18 protein-coding genes are annotated in these 18,562 nt (G+C 71.5%); 11 read left to right on the forward strand and 7 right to left on the reverse strand.

Annotated elements, in window-relative coordinates; translation table 11 throughout:
- Positions 1-157: 157 nt before the first annotated feature.
- From Dvina_RS10060 to Dvina_RS10070, 3 genes are all read left to right on the forward strand, one after another.
- Positions 158-1,849: an ABC transporter substrate-binding protein gene (locus Dvina_RS10060; RefSeq protein WP_223102190.1), complete on the forward strand. Its 1,692-nt coding sequence runs from the start codon at positions 158-160 to the stop codon at positions 1,847-1,849.
- 63 nt (positions 1,850-1,912) lie between these two features.
- On the forward strand, positions 1,913-2,170 hold the full coding sequence (gene secG, locus Dvina_RS10065) for a preprotein translocase subunit SecG (RefSeq protein WP_223102191.1): 258 nt from the start codon (positions 1,913-1,915) through the stop codon (positions 2,168-2,170).
- A gap of 238 nt (positions 2,171-2,408) precedes the next feature.
- On the forward strand, positions 2,409-2,702 hold the full coding sequence (locus Dvina_RS10070) for an RNA polymerase-binding protein RbpA (RefSeq protein ID WP_425516540.1): 294 nt from the start codon (positions 2,409-2,411) through the stop codon (positions 2,700-2,702).
- A 38-nt stretch (positions 2,703-2,740) separates the two neighbouring features.
- On the opposite strand, the gene pgl is transcribed toward Dvina_RS10070, so the two are convergent.
- From pgl to tkt, 6 genes are all read right to left on the reverse strand, one after another.
- On the reverse strand, positions 2,741-3,511 hold the full coding sequence (gene pgl, locus Dvina_RS10075) for a 6-phosphogluconolactonase (protein ID WP_223102193.1): 771 nt from the start codon (positions 3,509-3,511) through the stop codon (positions 2,741-2,743).
- A 19-nt stretch (positions 3,512-3,530) separates the two neighbouring features.
- The gene (locus tag Dvina_RS10080) at positions 3,531-4,544 is read right to left on the reverse strand and encodes a glucose-6-phosphate dehydrogenase assembly protein OpcA (RefSeq protein ID WP_223102194.1); all 1,014 of its coding nucleotides are present in this window, start codon (positions 4,542-4,544) and stop codon (positions 3,531-3,533) included.
- Positions 4,545-4,558: 14 nt separating this feature from the next.
- On the reverse strand, positions 4,559-6,076 hold the full coding sequence (gene zwf, locus Dvina_RS10085; RefSeq protein WP_223102195.1) for a glucose-6-phosphate dehydrogenase: 1,518 nt from the start codon (positions 6,074-6,076) through the stop codon (positions 4,559-4,561).
- Positions 6,077-6,082: 6 nt separating this feature from the next.
- Positions 6,083-7,561, reverse strand: a complete 1,479-nt coding sequence (locus Dvina_RS10090) for a glucose-6-phosphate isomerase (protein WP_223102196.1) — start codon at positions 7,559-7,561, stop codon at positions 6,083-6,085.
- Positions 7,562-7,678: 117 nt separating this feature from the next.
- Positions 7,679-8,788 (reverse strand): transaldolase, encoded by a 1,110-nt coding sequence (gene tal, locus Dvina_RS10095; protein WP_223102197.1) that lies wholly within the window; start codon positions 8,786-8,788, stop codon positions 7,679-7,681.
- 19 nt (positions 8,789-8,807) lie between these two features.
- A complete protein-coding gene (gene tkt / locus Dvina_RS10100; RefSeq protein ID WP_425516562.1) occupies positions 8,808-10,865 on the reverse strand; it encodes a transketolase in 2,058 nt (685 codons plus the stop codon).
- A gap of 476 nt (positions 10,866-11,341) precedes the next feature.
- On the opposite strand from tkt, the gene Dvina_RS10105 reads away from it, so the two are divergent.
- The 8 genes from Dvina_RS10105 (at position 11,342) to Dvina_RS10140 (ending at position 17,088) form a co-directional block, all read left to right on the forward strand.
- Positions 11,342-12,316, forward strand: a complete 975-nt coding sequence (locus tag Dvina_RS10105) for a heme o synthase (RefSeq protein WP_380029488.1) — start codon at positions 11,342-11,344, stop codon at positions 12,314-12,316.
- Positions 12,317-12,558: 242 nt separating this feature from the next.
- Positions 12,559-12,882: a hypothetical protein gene (locus tag Dvina_RS10110; RefSeq protein WP_223102199.1), complete on the forward strand. Its 324-nt coding sequence runs from the start codon at positions 12,559-12,561 to the stop codon at positions 12,880-12,882.
- 29 nt (positions 12,883-12,911) lie between these two features.
- Positions 12,912-13,859, forward strand: a complete 948-nt coding sequence (locus Dvina_RS10115) for an ATP-grasp domain-containing protein (RefSeq protein WP_380029420.1) — start codon at positions 12,912-12,914, stop codon at positions 13,857-13,859.
- Positions 13,860-13,890: 31 nt separating this feature from the next.
- Positions 13,891-14,523 carry a fibronectin type III domain-containing protein gene (locus Dvina_RS10120; protein WP_223102200.1) on the forward strand — a complete coding sequence of 211 codons (633 nt, stop codon included), beginning with the start codon at positions 13,891-13,893 and terminating at the stop codon, positions 14,521-14,523.
- Positions 14,524-14,526: 3 nt separating this feature from the next.
- Entirely contained in the window at positions 14,527-15,258 is a 732-nt protein-coding gene (locus Dvina_RS10125; RefSeq protein ID WP_223102201.1) for a TIGR03089 family protein, read from the forward strand.
- A gap of 48 nt (positions 15,259-15,306) precedes the next feature.
- Positions 15,307-15,648 carry an ArsR/SmtB family transcription factor gene (locus Dvina_RS10130; protein WP_223102202.1) on the forward strand — a complete coding sequence of 114 codons (342 nt, stop codon included), beginning with the start codon at positions 15,307-15,309 and terminating at the stop codon, positions 15,646-15,648.
- Between the two features lie 247 nt (positions 15,649-15,895).
- A complete protein-coding gene (locus Dvina_RS10135; protein ID WP_223102203.1) occupies positions 15,896-16,330 on the forward strand; it encodes an SRPBCC family protein in 435 nt (144 codons plus the stop codon).
- Positions 16,331-16,338: 8 nt separating this feature from the next.
- Positions 16,339-17,088: an alpha/beta fold hydrolase gene (locus Dvina_RS10140; RefSeq protein ID WP_223102204.1), complete on the forward strand. Its 750-nt coding sequence runs from the start codon at positions 16,339-16,341 to the stop codon at positions 17,086-17,088.
- Positions 17,089-17,304: 216 nt separating this feature from the next.
- Here the strand turns inward: Dvina_RS10140 and Dvina_RS10145 are convergent, their stop codons facing one another.
- Positions 17,305-18,432 carry a lyase family protein gene (locus tag Dvina_RS10145; protein WP_223102205.1) on the reverse strand — a complete coding sequence of 376 codons (1,128 nt, stop codon included), beginning with the start codon at positions 18,430-18,432 and terminating at the stop codon, positions 17,305-17,307.
- Positions 18,433-18,562: the final 130 nt, after the last annotated feature.

Raw genomic sequence — 18,562 nt, forward strand, 5'->3', positions numbered from 1 at the left:
GTCGCGGGGCCCTCACCGGGCCCCGCGACGTTGTGTTTTGTGACGCATCCGCTGTACCGCGGCGCATGAACGACGCCTAAAGTGGCTCCGTCCACCACCCCTTGACCAGGCGCCGAGGCTCACAAGGCCGCTATCGACAGGCGTCGTGAGGATCAGCATGCGCCGTCGTCGGACAATCATTGCGACAATCTCCGGCCTGGTGTTACTGGCCGCCGCCGGATGCAGCGACGCCGACGCGAAGAACGGGCCGCAGCCGCCGCGGACCGGCGGCACCGTGCACGTGGTGGTGAGCTCCAAGCCCACGCACCTCGACCCGCAGCGGGTGGCCACGGCCACCGAGGCCAACCTCAGCCGCCTGCTCACCCGGACACTCACCACGTTCCGGTCCGAGCCGGGCGCCGCCTCCAGCGAGATCGTGGGCGACCTGGCCACCGACGCCGGCCGGCCCAGCGAGGGCAACCGGGTCTGGGACTTCCAGCTCAAGGACGACGTGCGCTGGGAGGACGGCACCCCGATCACCTGCGCCGACGTCAAGTACGGCGTCGAGCGCAGCTTCGGCGGCGCCTTCTCGGTCGCCCAGCCCTACGCCAAGACGTACCTCGCCAACGCCGAGAACTACGCCGGGCCCTACAGCGGTGGCCAGGAGCTCTCGTCCGTCCAGTGCGCGGACACCCGCAACATCAGGTTCACGCTCAACCAGCCGATCGGCGATTTCGGGTACACCGTCGCCATGTCCGTCTTCGCGCCGGTCCCCGCGAAGCAGGACACGAAGGACGGCTACGACAAGAAGCCGTTCGCATCGGGACCTTACAAACTGCAGGAAAACACCGAACAGCAGATGGTGTACGTCCGCAATCCGTTCTGGAACCGCACGACCGACAGCGTCCGCAAGGCGTACCCCGACAGGATCGTCGTCCAGGTGAACGGCGACCTGCCCACCGTCACGTCGAACCTGATCACCAGCGACGGGGAGAACGCGGACACGCTCGACCTGGACAAGAACGTCGCCCCGAACTTCGTGCAGCAGGTCATCAACGACCCCGCGCTGTCCGCCCGCGCCGTCCAGGGCAGCTACGGCGGGGTCCGGTACCTCGCGATCAACACGAAGCGCATCGCGAACCTGGACTGCCGCAAGGCCCTCGTGTACGCCTTCGACAAGCGCAAGTTCCGGGCCGCGGCCGGAGGGTCGGTCTACGGCGACTACGCGACGACGATGATCGCGCCGCAGCTCAAGGCCCACAAGGACTTCGACCTCTACGACAGCGCCAACAACGTCGAGGGCAAGCCCGACGTCGCGCTCAAGCTCATGGACGACCAGCAGAAGGCCGGCAAGCCCTGCGCCAACACGCTCACGCTGTCGATCCCCGACCAGAAGGACGTCCGGCGGCTGGCCGCGACGATCGTGGAGACGTACCAGCAGATCGGCATCCAGATCAAGATCAATGGGATCGACCCGAACACGTACTTCGACGTGATCGGCAACCCGGCCAACGCCAACGACCTGCTCTGGGCCGGCTGGATACCGGATTGGGCGAACGGCTCGGCGGTCATCCCGCCGCTGTTCGACGGCCGGCTGATCCCGACGAAGGCCGGCGCCACGAACAACCAGGACTATGCGCTGCTCAACAACCCGGAGATCAACGACCAGATCTCCGCGGCGCTGGCGGAGTCGGTGCCGGACCGGCAGTACCGGCTGTGGGGCGAGCTGGACCAGCGCATCGCCGAGCAGGCGGCGACGATCCCGATCGTCTACATGAAGGCGCTGCGCATGGCGGGCACCAACATCCGTGGCGGCTTCATCCACCCACAGTTCGGCCAGCCCGACCTGTGCGCAATCGGACTCGCCTAGTAAGCTGTCGGACGCTGTGCTTGACGACGAACACTGACCGCCCATCGAGAGGACGACCGCGCCATGACGGCGTTCGCCTACACCCTGATCGTGCTGCTGGTGATCACCAGCATTCTGCTGACCCTGCTCGTGCTTCTGCACCGCGGCAAGGGTGGCGGCATGTCCAGCATGTTCGGCGGCGGTGTGTCCTCCAGCCTCGCCGGCTCGTCGGTGGCGGAGAAGAACCTCGACCGCTACACGCTGCTGGTCGGGATCATCTGGTTCGCGTGCATCGTCGGCCTCGGCCTGTGGCTGAAAATCGTGGAAAACGGCGGCGCCTGACCGAGGTTTGTCCACCGTAGGACGGGCCCCGCTCCGATTTGGGAGCGAAGCCCGCCAACATCGGAGTGGGTGTCCACTAGACTCGTGCGCGCGGCCTGCGAAAGTTGCAGGCCGCGCGCAGGTGTTTACGCCCACACTCCTGCACTCCGTAAGACGTCGTACCCCCCCGACGAACAAGGAGAGAGCAGCCGTGGCAGCTGGTAATGCCATCCGCGGAACCCGAGTCGGCTCCGGCCCTGTGCGTTGGGCCGAGCGCGGTGAACAGGCGCCCCGCAACGTCGTCGCCTACTGGTGCTCGAACGGGCACCGCACCGAGCCGACCTTCGCGGCCGAGATCACGCCTCCGGACACCTGGGACTGCCCCCGGTGCGGCCAACCGGCCGGCCGGAACGAGCAGGCCCCACCGGAGCGGCCGCGGGCCGAGCCGTACAAGACCCATCTGGCCTACGTGAAGGAGCGGCGCACCGACGCCGACGGCGAGGCCATCCTCCAGGAGGCTCTGGCCCGCCTCCGTCAACGCACAGGTCGATAACCAACTGACAAGGGCGCCGGTCTCGACCGGCGCCCTTGTCACACGAGACTGCGGAATCTCGGCGGAAGCTCGTGCGCCGCCGCCGAATCCAGCAGCCACAGCGTCAGATCTCTTCCGTGGACTCCGGCCGCCGGAATCTGCCGCGGCCCGGCCGAGGCGAGGGCCAGGCCCACAGCGGAGGCCTTCCCGGCCCCGGAGGCGATGAGCCACACCTCATCGGCCGTGTTGATCGCCGGCAGCGTCAGCGTGGTCCGCACCGGCGGCGGCTTGGGGCTGCCCCGCACCGCCGAGACCGGCCGCGTCTCCAGGGTCACCGGGTGCTCCGGGAACACCGAGGCCACGTGGCCGTCCTCGCCGACGCCCAGCAGGACGACGTCGAAGTGCGGCAGCTCGGCGTGGCCCGGTCGGGACGAGTCGGCCAGCTCGGTGGCGTAGCGGGCGGCCGCCGCCTCCGCGTCGTCGCCGTCCGGCCCGTCGCTGGCCGGCATCGGGTGCACCCGGGCCGGGTCCAGCTTCAGCCCGTCGAGCAGCGCCGCCCGGGCCTGGGTCTCGTTGCGCTCCGGGTCACCGGCGGGCAGGAACCGCTCGTCGCCCCACCACAGGTTGACCCGCGACCAGTCGACCGCGTCGCGCGCCGGGCTGTCGCGGATCGCCTGGTAGATCTGCGCGGCGATCCGCCCACCGGTCAGCACGACGGTGGCCTCGCCCCGCTCGGCCTGCGCATCAGTGAGCCGCACGATGAGCCGGGCCGCAGCGGACTCCGCCAGCAGGCGCGGCTCGGTGTGTACGACGACCTTCGACTGGGTCATGAAGCCCTTCCGCGAGTGTTCACGACGCCACCGCTTCCTGCAGCGGCTCGGCGGTCTCCGGCTTCTCGGCCAGCGCCGGGTCCTTCCAGATGTGCACCCGCGGGGCGCCGCGCTCGGTGAGCAGGCGCTTGCCCGTGCCGGCGGCCAGGGCGGCCGCGTAGGGCTGGTCGGGGTCGAGCCGGCGCAGCTCCTCGGCCAGCTCGTCGCCGAGCGGGCGGCGGCTCAGCGGCAGGATGCGGTCCGGCTGGCCGGTGCGCTGCAGCGTCGCCACGCCCGCGTTGAGGTCGCGGACGAGGTTCATGGAGTTGCCGTCCTCGAGCTCGAGCTCGACCGCCTCCATGATCTTGCCGCTGCCCTCGCGGCGGGTCGGGTGGACGCCGAGGCGGGCCTCCAGCCAGCCGCCGAGGAGCAGGGCGGTCGGGTCGTGCTCGGGGGCGACGACAGTCACCTTGCGCACGCCGGTGCGGTTGGCGTCGAACGCGCCGGCCAGCAGGGTGCGCCACGGGGTGATCCGCGACCAGGCCAGGTCGGTGTCGCCGGGCACATAGTCGTCGGAGCGCACCTGCAGTGCGGCCACCGGGTCCGCGGCCTGCGCGCTGTCGGTGATGCGCCGGTCGGCGACGACGCCCAGCGGGTCGTACGCGATCCGCTCCGGCGGGGCGCACTGCCACCAGGTCACCACCGGCACGTCCGGGGCGAGCAGCGGCATGACGACCGACTCGGCGTGCAGCGCCAGCCGGCCCTGCATGCGCATGACGACGGCCTCGCACGGGCCGAGGCGTCCGCCCACGACGATCTCGGCGTCGAGCCGGGACCGCTGCTGGGTGACGTCGGCCCGCACGATGATGAGCAGCCGGCAGGGGTGGGCGGAGGCGGCGATGGTGGCGGCCGCCTCGGCCTCGCGGACCTGCCGCTCGTCGACCACCGCGATAAGGGTCAGCGCCAGGCCACTGGTCAGGCCGCCGGCACTGCGCCGCTCGTTGGCCAGGGCCTTGACCACCTCGATGCCGGTGGTGTCCCACAAACCGATCATGTCCATGTCTCCCTCTATGCCCGGCGCCAGGCGCGGCCCTCGCGGGCCAGCATCTCGTCGGCGGCCCGCGGTCCCCACTCGCCCGCGCGATACGGCTCGGGCGTCGAGCCGGCCCACGCCTCCTCCAGCGGGTCGATCACATTCCAGCTGGCCTCGACCTCGGCCGAGTCCGGGAACAGCGTCTTGTCGCCGATGAGCACGTCGAGGATGAGCCGCTCATAGGCCTCGGGGCTGGCATCGGTGAACGCCTCGCCGTATTGGAAGTCCATCGCGATGTCGCGGACCTCCATGGTCGTGCCCGGCACCTTCGAGCCGAACTTCAGCATCACGCCCTCGTCCGGCTGGACCCGGATGACCAGCTGGTTGTTGCCGAGCATCTCCACGTCGGCGTCGCTGAAGGGCAGGTGCGGCGCCTTCTTGAACAGCACGGCGAGCTCCGTGACCCGCCGCGGCATCCGCTTGCCGGCCCGGATGTAGAACGGGACCCCGGCCCACCGGCGGTTCTGGATGCCCAGGCGGGTCGCGACGTACGTCTCCGTCTTCGAATCGGCCGGGACGTCCTTCTCCTCCAGGTATCCGGGCACGCGCTCGCCGGCCACCCAGCCCGTCAGGTACTGCCCGCGGACCGTGTTGGTGAACACGTCGGTCGGCGGCTTGATCGCGTTGAGCACCTTGAGCTTCTCGGTGCGGATCGCGTCGGCGTCGAACGCGGTCGGCTCCTCCATCGCCATCAGCGCCAGCAGCTGGAGCAGGTGGTTCTGCAGCACGTCGCGGGCGGTGCCGACCTTGTCGTAGAAGCCGGCCCGGGTGCCGATGCCGACGTCCTCGGCCATGGTGATCTGCACCGAGTCGACGTAGTTGGAGTTCCACACCGGCTCGAACAGGTTGTTGGCGAAGCGCAGCGCCATGATGTTCTGGACGGTCTCCTTGCCCAGGTAATGGTCGATGCGGAACACGTCCTGGCCGGTGAAGGCGTCGTCGACGAGGTCGTTGAGCTGCTTGGCCGAGGCGAGGTCGTAGCCGAACGGCTTCTCCACCACGACCCGCCGCCAGCCGCCGGACTTCGCGTTGTCCGACATGCCGGTGCGCTCCAGCTGCTTGAGCACGACCGGGAACGCCGACGGCGGGATCGACAGGTAGAAGGCGGCGTTGCCGGGGATGCCCGACTCGTCGTGCAGGTCGTCGAGGGTCTGGGCCAGGTGGTCGAACGCCTGGTCGTCCTCGAACGAGCCGGGCACGAACTTGATGTTCCCGGCCAGCCGCGACCACACCTCCTCCCGCCACGTGGTGCGGGCGCCGTTCTGGGCCGCCTTGCGCGCCAGATCCTCGAAGTCGCCGTCACCCCAGTCGCGCCGGGCGAAGCCCAGCACGGCGAAGCTGGGTGGCAGCAGACCCCGGTTGGCCAGGTCGTAGACGGCCGGGATCAGCTTCTTGCGGGCCAAATCACCGGTGACGCCGAAGATGACCAGCGCACACGGCTCGGGAATCCGAGGCAGTCGCCGGTCCTGCGGGTCCCGCAGCGGATTGGTCATCAGTTCTCACCCTCCGAGGGCGGCCAACAGTTCTTCTGTACCGGTTGCCCGGTCGGTCAGATGCAAACGCAGCACCGGCCCGTCCGCAGTGCGGGCGGCCGCGGCTTGGAGCTCGCCGAACGTGTACGACTTCCCGGGCACCCGCACATCGTGGGTGACCGCGCCGGTGATGATCAGGGTGGCGCCGGGGCGCGTACCCCAGCCGAACGTCACGGCCCGGTCGACCCGCCCGGCCAGCGCATCCCGGGCCTGCGCGATGCGCACGTCGCCGACCGGGTCGAGGTGGGCCGCGATGGCGACCCGGCCCCCGGGCGGCACGGCCCGGGCCAGCTCGTCGATCGCGCCGATGAGCGTCGTCGCGCCGGTCTCGCCGTACACCTCGACGGCCCCTTCGACCAGGGCCGGAGTCTCGGCGGGCCGGCCACCGTCCAGCCGGCGCAGCAGGTCGTTGTCCGTGTCGACGGCCGGCGGCGCGAACGACCCGGCGACCATCGCCGCCTGCTCCCAGACGAGCAGATGCGCACCGAGCGGCCCGTTGACGCAGATGTCGGGCCGGATGCCACCGCCCGGCATGATCGCCCGCCCGAGCACGCCGCCGACGGTCACGCCGAGCACGTCGGCCCCCGCGTGCCCCCACGACGACGGATTCTCCAGCGCGACAGTCACCAGCGCGGACCCGAACAGCCGCTCGATCCAAGGCCCCAGCCCGTCGATCCCGGTCCCGTCGGAGGCGACGGCGAGCTTGTCCCGCCCGCTGCGCACAGCCGCAGCGATCGCCTCGCCGAGCGCGACGCCCGGCAGCACGGGGGCGGGATGCGTGGCGGCGTCGGCCGGGCCGGGGGAGGGGCCGAACCCCGCGGGCGCGGCGAACCCGATGGGCCGTCGCTGGGCGGGTGCCGGCGGCGCGGTGAATGCCTCGGCCTCGGCCAGGAGGGCGGCGGTGTCGGCGCCGGCCAGGCCGGCCGGGACGAGGGCGTAGGCGCTGAGGGCGGACGCCGTCGGGGGAGCGAGAAAGAGCGGCGCGCCGAGCTCGCGGGCGAACGTCTCATAGGGGGAGCCGGGCGCGGTCACCACAACGAGACGCCGGCCCGGATCATGCCGGCCGGCGTCTTCGAAAGCCTGGAGGAAAGCCCGCCGCAGCGCATCCGTCAGCACGGTCGGGGCGGGCGCGGCCAGCACGACGACCGTGCGGCTCACGTCGGCCAGGACGGCGTGCAGGCGGTGCGGATCGGCGGTGTCGAGCACAGTGAGCGGGAGGCCGAGCGTGGCGGCGATCGCCGCGGCGCCGGCGCCCGGCCCGCACAGCACCACCCGGTCGAGGCCCTGCGCGCGCAGGTCGGACCGTAACGAGGCGATCCGGGAGGTCAGCTCCGGGCCGGGCAGAAAAGGAAAGGGGGCGGGTACGTCCGCCGGACGCGCGGTCGCCGCGACACCGAACACCGAAAGTCCGGCCGCCGCGACAACCTCGTCGAGCAGATCAGTCACCCGCCACCCCCTGCTTGCCATCTCATCGTGCGACACATGTCTCACCGGCGACGATGGATTCGGCCGGCGGCGGCGCGCACGAACGCGAGGTCCGTGCGCGCCAGGTTCACCCGGACGTCAGGACGCGGAGTTCAGCGCGTTCTGGACGGTGTCGATCATTTCCTTGCCGCTGACGTTGAACTTCTCGACGCCCTCGCGCTCGAGGACCTCCACGACGTCGTCGTAGTCGATGCCCAGCGCGGCCAGGGCGTCCATGACCTGCTGGGCCTCGGCGTAGCTGCCGGTGACGGCGTCCGGGCGGACCTCACCGTGGTCGGCGAACGCGTGGATCACCGCTTCCGGCATGGTGTTGACAGTGCCCGGGGCGACGAGCTCCTCGACGTAGATGACGTCGCGGTACTCCGGGTTCTTGGTCGAGGTCGAGGCCCACAGCGGCCGCTGCGGCTGCGCGCCCGCGTTGGCCAGGGCCTGCCACCGGTCCGAGGAGAACAGCTGCTCGTAGAGCTTGTAGGCCAGCTTCGCGTTGGCGATCGCGGCCTTGCCCTTGAGCGCCTTGGCCTCGTCGGTGCCGATCTTGTCGAGGCGCTTGTCGTATTCGGTGTCGACCCGCGACACGAAGAACGACGCCACCGAGCCGATCTTGGACAGGTCGTGGCCGTTGGCCTTGGCCTGCTCCAGACCGTCGAAGAAGGCGTTGATGACGGCCTCGTAGCGCTGCAGCGAGAAGATCAGCGTCACGTTCACGCTGATGCCCTTCGCGAGGGTCTCAGTGATCGCCGGCAGGCCCTCCTGGGTCGCCGGGATCTTGATGAACAGGTTGTCGCGGTCGACGAGCCACCACAGCTCCTTCGCCTCCGCGTGGGTGCGGTGCGTGTTGGCGGCCAGGGCCGGGTCGACCTCGATCGAGACGCGGCCGTCGATGCCGTTGCTGGCGTCGGCGGCCGGCTTGAGCACGTCACAGGCCCAGCGCACGTCGTGCGCCATGATCGAGCGCATCGCCTCGGGCACCGAGGTCTCGCGCAGGGCCAGGTCCTTGACCTGCTCCGCGTAGTCCTCGGCCGCGGTGACGGCCTTGGCGAAGATCGTCGGGTTGGTGGTCACGCCGACGACGTGCTGCTCGCGGCGGAGCTTGTCCAGTCCGCCACTGGTCAGCCGCTGCCGGGAAAGGTCGTCGAGCCAGATCGCCACACCAGCGGCGGCGAGCTCGGCCAGCCGATCGGAACTCATCGTGGTCTCCTTCTTGCTTTCAGTTGCCGGTGGTGAAGCCGGTGATCGCGCCGACCTTGGCGAGGGAGGCGTGGGCCGCCGCCACGACCTTGTCGACGGTGAAGCCGAACTGCTCGAACAGCACCGTGTAGGGGGCGCTCGCGCCGTAGTGCTCGATGCTCACGGCCTCGCCGGCGTCGCCGAGGTACTTCTGCCACGACATCGCGATCCCGGCCTCGACCGTCACCCGGGCCTTCACGCCGGTGGGGATGACCTGCTGGCGGTACGCGACGTCCTGCTCCTCGAACCACTCCTGGCACGGCATCGACACGACCCGCGTGGGCGTGCCGTCGGCCTCGAGCCGCTCCTGGGCCTGGACGGCCAGCTGCAGCTCCGACCCGGTCGCGATGATGATCACCCGCGGCTGCCCGTCGGAGGCGTCCTTGAGGATGTAGCCGCCCTTGGCCACGTTCTCGGCCGGCGCGTAGACGCTGCGGTCGAGCGTCGGCAGGTTCTGCCGGGTCAGCGCCAGCGCCACCGGCTGGTCCTTGCGCTCCAGGGCGGCCTTCCACGCCTGCGCGGTCTCGTTGGCGTCGCCGGGGCGCACCACCGCGAGGTTCGGGATCGCCCGCAGCGCCGACAGGTGCTCGATCGGCTGGTGGGTCGGGCCGTCCTCGCCGAGGCCGATCGAGTCGTGCGTCCACACGTAGACGACCGGCTGCTTCATGAGGGCGGCGAGGCGCACTGCGGGCCGCATGTAGTCGGAGAAGACCAGGAACGTGCCGCCGTAGGGCCGCGTGGGCCCGTGCAGCTTGATGCCGTTGAGGATCGAGCCCATGCCGTGCTCGCGAATGCCGAAGTGCAGGGTGCGGCCGTACTCGTCGCCGGGGAACGCCTTCGTGGCGTACTCCGAGGGCAGGAACGACGGCTCGCCCTCCATCGTCGTGTTGTTGCTCTCGGCCAGGTCGGCCGAGCCGCCCCACAGCTCCGGCAGCACCGCGGCCAGGGCGCCGAGCGTGTCACCCGACGCCTTGCGGGTGGCGACACCCTTCTCGCTCGCCGGGAACTCGGGCAGCGCCTTCTCCCAGCCGTCCGGCAGTGCGCCGGCCAGGAGGCGGTCCAGCAGCGCGGCCCGCTCGCCGGCGCTCTCCCGCCACTGCGCGAAGCCCTTGTCCCACTCGGCGTGCAGCGCCTTGCCCCGCTCGATCGCGCCGCGGGTGTGCGCGAGGACCTCGTCGGCGACCTCGAACGTCAGCGCGGGGTCGAAGCCGAGGACCTCCTTGGTCGCCTTGACCTCGTCGGCGCCCAGGGCCGAGCCGTGGATCTTGCCGGTGTTCTGCTTCTTCGGCGCGGGCCAGCCGATGATGGTCCGCAGCGCGATGAACGTCGGCTTGTCGGTGACGGCGTGGCCGGCCTGGATCGCGTCCCAGAGCGCCTGCACGTCCTCCTGGTAGACCCCGTCGCCGGCGTCGTGGCCCTTGCGCCAGTCGACGACGTGCACGTCGAAGCCGTACGCCTCGTAGCGCTTGGCCACGTCCTCGCTCTTGGCGACCTTGGTGTCGTCCTCGATCGAGATCTCGTTGTCGTCGTAGATGACCGTCAGGTTGCCCAGCTTCTGGTGGCCGGCGAGCGCGCTCACCTCGTGGCTGATGCCCTCTTCGATGTCACCGTCGGAGCACAGGACATACACGTTGTGGTCGAACAGGCTCTGCCCGAGGGCCGGCTCCGGGTCGAACAGGCCGCGCTCGCGGCGGGCCGCCATGGCGAAGCCGACCGCGTTGCCGATGCCCTGGCCGAGCGGGCCGGTGGTGGTCTCGACGCCGGAGGTGTGCCCGTGCTCCGGGTGGCCGGGGGTCAGTGAGCCCCACTGCCGCAGCGACTTCAGGTCGTCGATGCTCAGGCCGTAGCCGGCCAGATACAGCTGGATGTACAGCGTCAGGCTGGAGTGGCCGCAGGAGAGCACGAACCGGTCACGTCCGAGCCAGTTCGGATCGGTCGGGTCGTGCTTCATGACCTTCTGGAACAGAAGGTAGGCGGCCGGCGCGAGGCTCATCGCGGTGCCGGGGTGGCCGTTGCCGGCCTTCTCGACGGCGTCCATCGCCAGCACCCGGACCGTGTCGACCGCGCGCCGGTCGACGTCGGACCAGGAAAGCTCGGGACCCTTGCCCTTTTCAACGCTCACGGCGGTGCTGCTCCTGTCGAACGGCGTGTGTAAAAAATCCTCGAGGGTTATCAGGTCGACCCTACCCACGATCGGGTGGCCCCACGCGCAGTCGACCATGTTTCGGACATCGGCGACACTGCCTGCGGCAACGGTAATCGATGGCCGCATCGGGCCGCCGGGCCCCGGATGAGCAGTGATCCGGGCAAGGTGGCCACGCCGGGACGAGTTAAGCTCTGCGCGAAATTCGACCCCTGGCCAGCCGGTCGGTTGCCGGTCCCGGGGTCGCCGTCCGAGCAGCCACGATCCTGTTCTACGATGCGGGAGCCCGCTGATCTCGGCGGTGCACCGGCTCGGCCCTCGCCCCGGAAGGTGGCAATCCAGACGTGACGCAACTCGTCGACCACAGTGCCATCGCGAAGCGTCCGGCTGGTCCCACCGAGAGCCCTGTCCGCCCCACCACCGCGGCCGCCCTGGCCCGCCGGCAGCAGCAGGAGGCGGCCGAGCGCCGCGCCGGCGTCGCCGCGGTCGTCAAGGCCTACGTCTCGCTGACCAAGCCGCGGATCGTCGAGCTGCTGCTGGTCACGACCGTCCCGGTCATGTTCCTGGCGGCCAAGGGGCTGCCGTCCCTGTGGCTCGTGCTCGTCGTGCTCGTCGGCGGCTCGCTCGCGGCCGGCGCGGCCAACGCGCTGAACTGCTACATCGACCGCGACATCGACCAGCTGATGAACCGCACCAAGCGGCGCCCGCTGGCCACGCACACGGTCTCCCCGCGCAGCGCCCTGATCTTCGGCCTCACCCTCGCCGCGGTCTCCACGGCGCTGATGGCCACCTTCACCAACCTGCTGGCCACGGCCCTGACCGCCGGCGCGATCGTCTACTACGACCTCGTCTACACGCTGTGGCTCAAGCGGACCACGCCGCAGAACACGGTGTGGGGCGGCGCGTGCGGCGCGGCCCCGGTGCTGATCGGCTGGGCCGCGGTCACCGGCGGGCTGTCGTGGACCGCGTGGATCCTCTTCGCCGTCGTCTTCCTCTGGCAGCCGCCGCACTTCTACGCCCTGGCCATCAAGTTCAAGGCCGACTACGCCCGGGCCGGCATCCCCATGCTGCCCGTCGTGCGCAGCCTGCGCCGGGTCGGGCTGGAGACGGTGATCTACAGCTGGCTGACGGTCGGCGCCTCGCTCGCGCTCTGGCCGTTGGGGATGACAGCCCTCTACGGCGTGGTCGCCGTCGTCACCGGCGCGTTGCTGCTGGTCGAGGCCCACCGCCTCTACGGCCGGGCCCGCCGCGAGGAGCCCCTGAAGCCGATGCGGCTGTTCCACTGGTCGGTGACCTACCTGACCCTGCTGTTCGCCGCCGTCGCGATCGACGTCTTCCTGCAATAAGGGAAAGTTTCACCCGGAAACGCCCGAATTTTTCGCCGCAACTCGCGTCACTCTTCCGAGGGTTCACCGCGCGTGATGCATGTCTCGCTGTGCGCGCCCCGAGGTCGTGAAGAAAGTCCGGATATTTACGGACATGGCGGGGCAAATAGCGGAGCGTTACTGCTAAACATGATCGTAAGAACGGTCACACCGCACCCGGAGTTCACCCGCACGTGGCTTTGCGCCCCTCTAGTCTGGCGCTCATGGCAGATGGTTCCGATACGACGATGACCCTCAACCGCCCGGTGCCGGGCGGCCTGATCGCCGGCCTCAAGTCCTTCGCGGAGGACCACGGCGGCGCGAAAGCGGTCATCGAGTACGTCGGCCGGCGCGGTGCTCGCATCGTGCTCGTCGGGGAGGACGGCGTCTGGGGCGACCAGATGGCCGATGGCACCGACACCGCGCGCGCCGCCTGCGCCCAGGCCGGGGTCAAGATCGAGAACGCGTGGGAGCGGGAGCTCCTCGAGCACATGCGGCCGAGCAACGACCTCTGGCGCTCCATGGGGCGCCGGACGCTCTCCCGGTAGTGCCGGCCCGCCGCGGGTACAGTCGCGGCGTGACCCAAGATCCAAACCAACACAACGTTCACCAGGATCCAGACCGCGATACTTCCCCGTCCAATGCGACCCGGGCCGCCGCCCGGGTCGCTCTCGTTACCTGCGCCGAACTGCCGGACCTCGACGAGGACGACCGCTCGCTCATCCCGGCCCTGGCCGCCCTGGGCATCCCGGCCGAGCCGGTCGCCTGGGACGCCGCCGGGGTCGACTGGGCCGCCTACGACCTCGCCGTGGTCCGCAACACGTGGGACTACGCGAAGCGGCGGGCCGAGTTCACCGCCTGGGCCCGCTCGGTGCCCAACCTGGCCAACCCGGCCGCCGTCATCGAGTGGAACACCGACAAGCGGTATCTGCGCGAGCTCGCCGCGGCCGGCCTGCCGATCGTCCCGACGACCTGGGTCGAGCCCGGCGACGCCTTCGTGCCGGAGGGCACCGGCGAGATCGTGGTCAAGCCCGCGGTGAGCGCCGGCAGCATCGACACCGGGCGGTACGACCTGGCCACCCAGGCGCCGCTGGTGGCCAAGGAGGTCCGGCGGCTGCAGGACGCGGGCCGGCTCGTGATGATCCAGCCCTACCTGGACGCGGTCGACACGGCCGGCGAGACCGCGCTGCTGTACTTCGCCGGCGAGTTCAGCCACGCGATCCGCAAGGGCGCGATCCTGACCGGTCCGTACGTCGAGGGCAGCCAGCTGTACCAGCACGAGGAGATCTCGCCGCGCACACCCTCGGCGCAGGAGCACGCGCTGGCCGCCCGGGTCCTCGAAGCGCTCCCGGTGCCGGCGGCCGACCTGCTGTACACCCGCGTCGATCTGCTGCCGTCCCCGGACGGCCCGGTGGTCATCGAGGTCGAGCTGGCCGAGCCGTCGCTGTTCTTCGGCTACGCCCCCGGCTCGGCCGACCGCTTCGCCGCGGCCGTGCAGCGACGCCTGAGCAGGAGCGACGGCTAACAAAACCGGAGCCCCCGCCGATGTCAAGACCGTGAAACGGCGCATCGGCGCGGGCCTGGTCCTGCTCTCCGCCCTGGTCACCGGGGTGGCCGGGTGCAGCATGCTGCCCGGCTTGAGCGGCGCCACGCCGGGCGGGACGGGCGGCGAGACCAAGCGCGACGGCAAGGTCGTCAACCTGCCGGAGAAGACGGTGTACTCGCGCGGCGACGCGGTCGACCCCAACGCCTCCAACACCACCGGCGCCCCGGTGCGCGGCCCGATCGCGTCGCTCTCGCCGTTCCCGTCGCGCACCCAGACCCGGCCCACGCCCAGCTTCAGCCCGACCGACTGCATGGGCGTGTATCGCCAGGGCGTCGTCAACGGCGCCGACGTCACCCCCGCCGCGACGTCGGCCGTGGTCAGCTGGTGGAACATCGGCGACCCGTCGCTCGTCGAATACCGCCTCGCCGCCGTCCCGCAACGCCTCTACCAGGGCCCGCAGCCGGCCTGGGTCTGGCAGACGGTGGCCCGGGGCGCCGGCTGCAGCCGGGTCAGCGCGACAGTCACCGGCCTGACCTCGGGCGATCCGTACGTCTTCGTCGTCCACGCGGTCCTGAAGAAGTACGAGACATTGCCGCCCATCATCCCGGAGGTGGCCCGCAGCAGCGCGACAGTCATGCTGTAGGGCATGGGCAACCACCGCGCACCCGAGCCGCCAGAGCCGATCCAGCCGTCCCTGCTGACCTTCCACGACGCCGCCACCGGCGAGTACACGGCGCTGAGCGCGTCCGAGCTCGGCGAGTGCGCGGCCCAGGTGGCCGGTCTGCTGCGCGAGGGCTGCGGGCTCGGCGACGGCGGCCGCGCGGCGATCCTGCTGCCGCCGCACTGGCTCACCGCCGCCGTGCTGATGGGCGGCTGGTCGGCCGGGCTGGCGCTGTCGCTGCAGGGCCGGGCCACCGCCGGGCTGGCCGTGCACGAGCCGGGCGCCGACGCGCCCTACGACGTCTCGTTCGTCGCCGCCGACCGGATCGGGTCGTACCTGGAGAACGTGCCCCCGGCCAAGCACCAGTTCACGCTGTTCACCGAGGAGCCGCCGCCGGGGTACCGCGACCTCGAGACGGCCATCGACGAGTTCTCGCCGCACCTGCCGGCCTTCGGCCGCACCCGCCCGGGCGACGCCGCCACGCCCGACGGCACCAGTTACGGCGAGTGGGGTGCCCTGGCCGCGGAGGTGGCCGGCCAGATCGGCCTGCGCCCCGGCGACCGCCTGCTCGTCGACGCGGGCGAGCACGAGCACCCGCTGAAGTGGCTGTTGGCCCCGATGGCGGCCGGCGCATCGGTCGTCATCTGCGCCAACGCCACCCCGGAGGTCCTCGCGGCCCTGACCGCCAGCGAGGGGATCACCCACACGCTGCGTTAGACAACCTGCTGGTTGTTAAACCGCCGAGTTGTCGGTACCGTCGCAGCCATGGCGGTTCTGACGCAAGCCCAGAACAGTGATGACCTCAGCGTCGTCTTCGCGGCCCTCGCCGACCCCACGCGCAGGGCCATTCTCGAGCGCCTCGCAGAGGGCGAGGCCACGGTGCAGCAGCTGGCCGAGCCCTTCGCGATGACCCAGCAGGCCGTCTCCAAGCACCTGAAGGTCCTGGAGACGGCCCGGCTGATCTCCCGTACCCGCAACGCCCAGGCCCGGCCCTGCGCCCTGGAGCCCGAGCGGCTCACGCAGGCGGCCGGCTGGATCGAGCGGCACCGCGCACTGTGGGCCGATCGCCACGACCGCCTGGCCGCCCACCTGGACCGGCTGTCATGACCGGCCCGGAGCTTGCGGAGGGGCCGGTCATCGGGGGGCGCAGTTCGACGGTCGGGTGCCCGGAGCGAAGCGGAGGGTGCATGACCGGCCCGGAGCTTGCGGAGGGGCCGGTCATCGGGGGGCGCAGTTCGACGGTCGGGTGCCCGGAGCGAAGCGGAGGGTGCATGACCGGCCCGGAGCTTGCGGAGGGGCCGGTCATCGGGGGTGCAGCTCGGCGGTCGGGTGCCCGGAGCGAAGCGGAGGGCGCATGACCGAGGTCGGCGAGCTGACGTTCAGCCGCATCCACCAGGCGGCGCCCGCGCTGCTGTTCGACTGCATGACGCGGCCCGAGCACCTCACCCACTTCTGGGGCCCCACCGGCACCACCACCCCGCTCGATGGCATCGTGGTCGAGCTGCGCCCCGGCGGCCGCTTCGAGACGACGATCGTCGGCGCCGACGGCGGCACCCACACCATGCGCGCCGTCTACGCCGAGATCGACCGCCCGCACCGCCTCGTGTGGGTCGAGCCCGGGGTCGAGGGCGGGATGCGCACCGAGGTCACCTTCCACGACCTCGGCGACGGCCGCACGGAGGTCATCACCCACCAGACGAACGTGCCCGAGGCGTTCCGCCGCGCCGAGGCCCGCGCGGGCTTCGCCACCAGCCTCGACCGCTTCGACGCCTACCTGACCACCCTGTGAGGAGCATCATGCCCACCGTCACCTCCGCCGACGGCACGCCCATCGGCTACGACACCACGGGCCGCGGCCCCGCCCTGATCCTCGTCGACGGCGCCATGTGCCTGCGCGCCGGCGGCCCGATGCCGCTGCTGGCCAAGCACTTGCAGGACCACTTCGAGGTGTACTGCTACGACCGCCGCGGCCGCGGCGAGAGCGGCGACACCGGGCCCTACGCCGTGGCCCGCGAGGTCGAGGACCTCCAGACCGTCGTGGCGGCCGCGGGCGGGTCGGCGCGCGTCCACACGATGTCGTCAGGCGCCGCGATCGGCCTGGCCGCGGCCGCGCAGGGCACGGGCATCACCGCCCTCACCGCGTACGAGCCCCCGTTCGGCAGCGACTCGCCCGAGTACACAGCCGAGCTGACCCGGCTGCTGGCGTCCGGCGCGCGCGGCGACGCCGTGGCCCTGTTCATGGCCAAGGTCGGCCTGCCCGCGCCGGTCATCGACCACATGCGGCTCGCGCCGGGCTTCGCGAGCCTCGAGGCGATCGCGCCCACCCTCGCCTACGACGACGCCGCCCTGCGGGAGCCGCTCGACTGGTCGGCGATCCGGGTGCCGTGCACGATCGTCGCGGGCGGGGCCAGCCCCGAGTTCCTGCAGCACGCCGCGCGCACCACCGCCGAGCGAATCCCGGGCGCCGCGCTGGAGGTCCTCGAGGGCCAGGACCACAACGTGGACGCGGCCGCCCTGGCCCCGCTGCTGATCACACTGCTGAGCTGACCGCACGGCTGGGCTAATCCCACGGCTGGGCCGATCGCACGGCTGGGTTGATCGCACCGCTGGGTTGATCGCACGGCTGGGCCGATCGCACGGCGACCTGATCAAGCCGCCGAGCCGAGCATGTGCCTGTGCCTGCGCCGGCGCAGGCGGATCCCCGTCAGCGCCGCAGTGACGCCGATCAGCAGCACGGTGGAGCCGATCCCGTGGACCAGGCCCTCAGGCTGCGGTGGCCGCCCGCTTCATCCCGTAGGCGTCGAGGGCCCGGTCGACGAGCAGCCCGGCCGCGCTCAGGTCTCCGCCGATGCCGCTCTTCGCCAGGTTGGCCCGCATCACGTCCGGGTGCACCAGCAGCCCTTCGAGCGCGGCCCGCAGCCACGACACGGCCGAGCCGGTGGCGACGAGCAGCTCACGCAGCGGCCGCCACTCGGCGTGCCAGGCCCCGGCCGCCTGCTCGTGCTCGTGGACCATCGCCGCCAGGAGGTTGGCCACGAGCCCGGGCGCCGCGGCCGCGCACCCGAGCGCGCATACGGCCGCCGGTGAGCCGGTCGACAACTCGTCGACCTCGGGCTGGGCCAGCAGCGTCAGGTCGCGGGCCACCTTGGCCACCGCCCCGGCGGCCGCGCCCAGTGCACCGGCGAGGTCGGCGATGCGGGTGCGCTCGGTGTGCCAGGGCATGGCCGGCTCGCTCAGCCCGAGCAGCGTGGCCAGCCCCTCGACCACGTCGGGCCCGGCGTCGCCGAACGGGGCCAGGGTCCCGGCCGCCCCGCCGAACTGCACGGCCAGTCGCTCGGCCCGCACCTGGTCCAGCCGCCTGCGGGCCGCGTCGAGCCCGCCGAGCCAGCCGGCCGCCTTGAGCCCGAACGTGGTCGGCGCGGCCCGTTGCAGCCCGGCCCGCCCGACCATGACCGTCTCCCGGTGCTCCCGGGCCAGCCGCGCGGTCAGGTCGGCCGCGGCCCGCAGGTCGGCCAGCAGCGGCCGCAGCGCCCGGGCGGCGACGAGCATGCCGGCCGTGTCCAGCACGTCCTGGCTGCTCGCGCCGCGGTGCACGGCCTGCGCCGCGGGCTCGGGCACGGCCGCCCGCAGCGCCCGGACCAGCGGCACCACTGGGTCACCGCTCTGGGCCGCGGCCGCGCCGATCGCGGCGACCGAGAACGAGCGCGGGCTCGCGCAGGCCAGGCCGATCGCGTCGGCCGCATCCTGGTCGAGCAGGCCGGTGAACGCCTGCACCTCGGCCAGGGCGGCCTCGACCTGCAGCATCGCGGTCAACCAGGCGTCGTCGGCCACCGCCGCCGCCACCTCGCCCCGGGCCAGCACCCCGCCGAACAGGCTCGCGTCAGCTCCCACACCCTTCCTATCGGGCCTTCCGCCTGCCGGAAGAGACTTTGCGGCAAGCCGTCCGCCGCTCGAAGGTTGAGGGCATGAGCGGTACGGAGCGCAGCGGAGTGGCCGCGATTCATGAGTGCAGGGTGGAGTT

The organism is Dactylosporangium vinaceum (assembly GCF_019904175.1).
In the GTDB taxonomy this organism is placed as follows: Bacteria; Actinomycetota; Actinomycetes; order Mycobacteriales; family Micromonosporaceae; genus Dactylosporangium; species Dactylosporangium vinaceum.

Coding starts and splice junctions, on each gene's coding strand:
- Dvina_RS10110 (WP_223102199.1), top strand. CDS start 12,559: ATGGCAGATGGTTCCGATACGACGATGACCCTCAACCGCCCGGTGCCG.
- Dvina_RS10125 (WP_223102201.1), top strand. CDS start 14,527: ATGGGCAACCACCGCGCACCCGAGCCGCCAGAGCCGATCCAGCCGTCC.
- Dvina_RS10135 (WP_223102203.1), top strand. CDS start 15,896: ATGACCGAGGTCGGCGAGCTGACGTTCAGCCGCATCCACCAGGCGGCG.
- tal (WP_223102197.1), bottom strand. CDS start 8,788: ATGAGTTCCGATCGGCTGGCCGAGCTCGCCGCCGCTGGTGTGGCGATC.
- Dvina_RS10140 (WP_223102204.1), top strand. CDS start 16,339: ATGCCCACCGTCACCTCCGCCGACGGCACGCCCATCGGCTACGACACC.
- Dvina_RS10130 (WP_223102202.1), top strand. CDS start 15,307: ATGGCGGTTCTGACGCAAGCCCAGAACAGTGATGACCTCAGCGTCGTC.
- Dvina_RS10080 (WP_223102194.1), bottom strand. CDS start 4,544: ATGATCGGTTTGTGGGACACCACCGGCATCGAGGTGGTCAAGGCCCTG.
- secG (WP_223102191.1), top strand. CDS start 1,913: ATGACGGCGTTCGCCTACACCCTGATCGTGCTGCTGGTGATCACCAGC.
- zwf (WP_223102195.1), bottom strand. CDS start 6,076: ATGACCAATCCGCTGCGGGACCCGCAGGACCGGCGACTGCCTCGGATT.
- tkt (WP_425516562.1), bottom strand. CDS start 10,865: ATGGACGCCGTCGAGAAGGCCGGCAACGGCCACCCCGGCACCGCGATG.
- Dvina_RS10060 (WP_223102190.1), top strand. CDS start 158: ATGCGCCGTCGTCGGACAATCATTGCGACAATCTCCGGCCTGGTGTTA.
- pgl (WP_223102193.1), bottom strand. CDS start 3,511: ATGACCCAGTCGAAGGTCGTCGTACACACCGAGCCGCGCCTGCTGGCG.